A 1,725-nucleotide genomic window follows, 5' to 3' on the forward strand; every position below is an offset into this window, starting at 1 on the left:
CCGCAGCGCGAACCGCGCCTCAGCCGCGCCGCGCACGTCGTCCGGCTGATCGAGCCGCTGTCTCGTGATCTCCAGAACGGCCGAGGCGTAGTCGACGGTCTGCAGGATGCCGGGCAGCACGCGGGGCTCGTACGCCTGCCAGCGGCGCGTGGCCTCGAACAGCTCCGTGATGCCCTCCTCCTGGAGGCGCCGGAGCCCGCCCGCGCGCTGCGTGCTGCGGTACGCGCGGTAGGCCACATCGACGTTCTCGGCCTGCGCGGCGAGGTCGTCAGCCTGGTCATCGGCGTTCGTGGCGTGGCACCACGCGCGCACCATCCGCGGCGAGGGGATCGTGAGGCCGGTCTCGATGCGGGACACCTTGGAGACGTGGCAGTCGAGCAGTTCGCCGAGGCGGATTCCGGTGAGGCCGGCGCGCTTGCGCAGGAGGCGAAGCTCCTTGCCGAGGTCGTCGCGCATTTCCAGGGCGGACGGGGGCGCCGGTCGTGGCGCGGCTGTCTGGAGAGTCATGACGTCAGTACGCCACGTGCTGCAAATTATTGCAAATTTGTTGACCCTGCGTGTCGGGGCGGAGCTGAATGTGTCTCAGGACACAGACGGCCCGGCCGGCGGTGAAGCGCCGGGACCCGGGACCCGGGACCTAACCCGAACGGAGTCGGGCTGATGGGCAAGGTACCCAACCCAGCGCCACCGCAAGACTTCAAATCGCGTCTCGCCGCCCTGCGCGCCGAGTTCCCCGCCTACGACATCGGGCCGAGCGACCTCCCGTCGACGCCCTACCGCGCGGTCAAGCAGGGCGGCGGCGACAAGGCGCTCGTCCTGCTCGCCGGGTCGTACGACGGGCTGCGGAGCCTGCTCATCCAGCAGGCCGCCGCCGACGGCGAGCGCGTCCTGCTGGAGCTGCGGACCCGGCAGCTCGCCACGCTCGCCCGGCGCATGGGCGTCCGCAAGTACAGCGTCGACATCGGCGACAACGAGATCACCGTCTCGGTCACCGTGGGCGGCACCCCCCGCGCCGTCCGCATCACCTGCGAGCCGCGCCCCACCGCCGACGACGAGCTGTGGTTCTGGACGCACTGGGGCGACCCGCTCGCGCAGGCCAACGACGTGATGGGCGCGGAGGTCGCCCTCGTCGGACTGCTGGCCCGGCCATGAGCCAGCCGGAGCGTCCCGAGCATCCGGAGGACTTCGACCCGGAACGACGCCGCGGCCTGGCCATGGCGCTGGCCGCGTTCAACTTGGCGATGGACGAGGTCGTGACGGAGTCGCAGTACTTCCAGGGGAGGCGCGAGGACCCCGAGCGCGTCGCCTACCTCGGCGACATCATCGAGCGGGCGGCGGCCCGGCAGCGTGAGCGGGAGCGGGCCGCGCCCTCATGAGCCGGGGGCGGCGGGACGCCCGGTGACCCCCGTTATCCCACCGCCGCCCCCACCCTGCGTCGCGGCCCCGGAGCCTGCGCGGAAGCCTCCGGGGCCGCGACCACCAACACAAGACGACACGAGGAGGCTACTCTCGGCAACGTGTGGAGATTCAGCGAGGAGGGACGGCGCCTCCAGTCGTCCCCGTGCCTCATGGGCGGCAAGCACGAGCCGGACAAGACCTGGGCACGTGAGGACACCTTCTACTGCCAGAAGTGCGGCGCCATCCCCAGAGACAGCGAAGCGTACCGCGAGATCATGGAGGCCCCCGATGCGTACGATCCTCGACCCGACCGTCTATAAGACGGTC

3 protein-coding genes are annotated in these 1,725 nt (G+C 71.1%); 2 read left to right on the plus strand and 1 reads right to left on the minus strand.

Annotated elements, in window-relative coordinates; genetic code table 11:
* Positions 1-507, minus strand: a 507-nt coding sequence (locus VIU94_RS23845; RefSeq protein WP_331913921.1) for a Scr1 family TA system antitoxin-like transcriptional regulator, incomplete at its 3' end; no start/stop codon positions are given.
* Positions 508-660: 153 nt separating this feature from the next.
* Here VIU94_RS23845 and VIU94_RS23850 point away from each other — a divergent pair.
* Together VIU94_RS23850 and VIU94_RS23855 are read left to right on the plus strand one after the other, a co-directional pair.
* Positions 661-1,152 (plus strand): hypothetical protein, encoded by a 492-nt coding sequence (locus tag VIU94_RS23850; RefSeq protein WP_331913923.1) that lies wholly within the window; start codon positions 661-663, stop codon positions 1,150-1,152.
* A complete protein-coding gene (locus tag VIU94_RS23855; protein WP_331913925.1) occupies positions 1,149-1,376 on the plus strand; it encodes a hypothetical protein in 228 nt (75 codons plus the stop codon). Before VIU94_RS23850 ends, VIU94_RS23855 begins: the two co-directional genes overlap by 4 nt.
* Positions 1,377-1,725 lie beyond the last annotated feature (349 nt).

The sequence above is a fragment of the Streptomyces sp. genome, assembly GCF_036566765.1.
GTDB lineage: Bacteria > Actinomycetota > Actinomycetes > Streptomycetales > Streptomycetaceae > Streptomyces.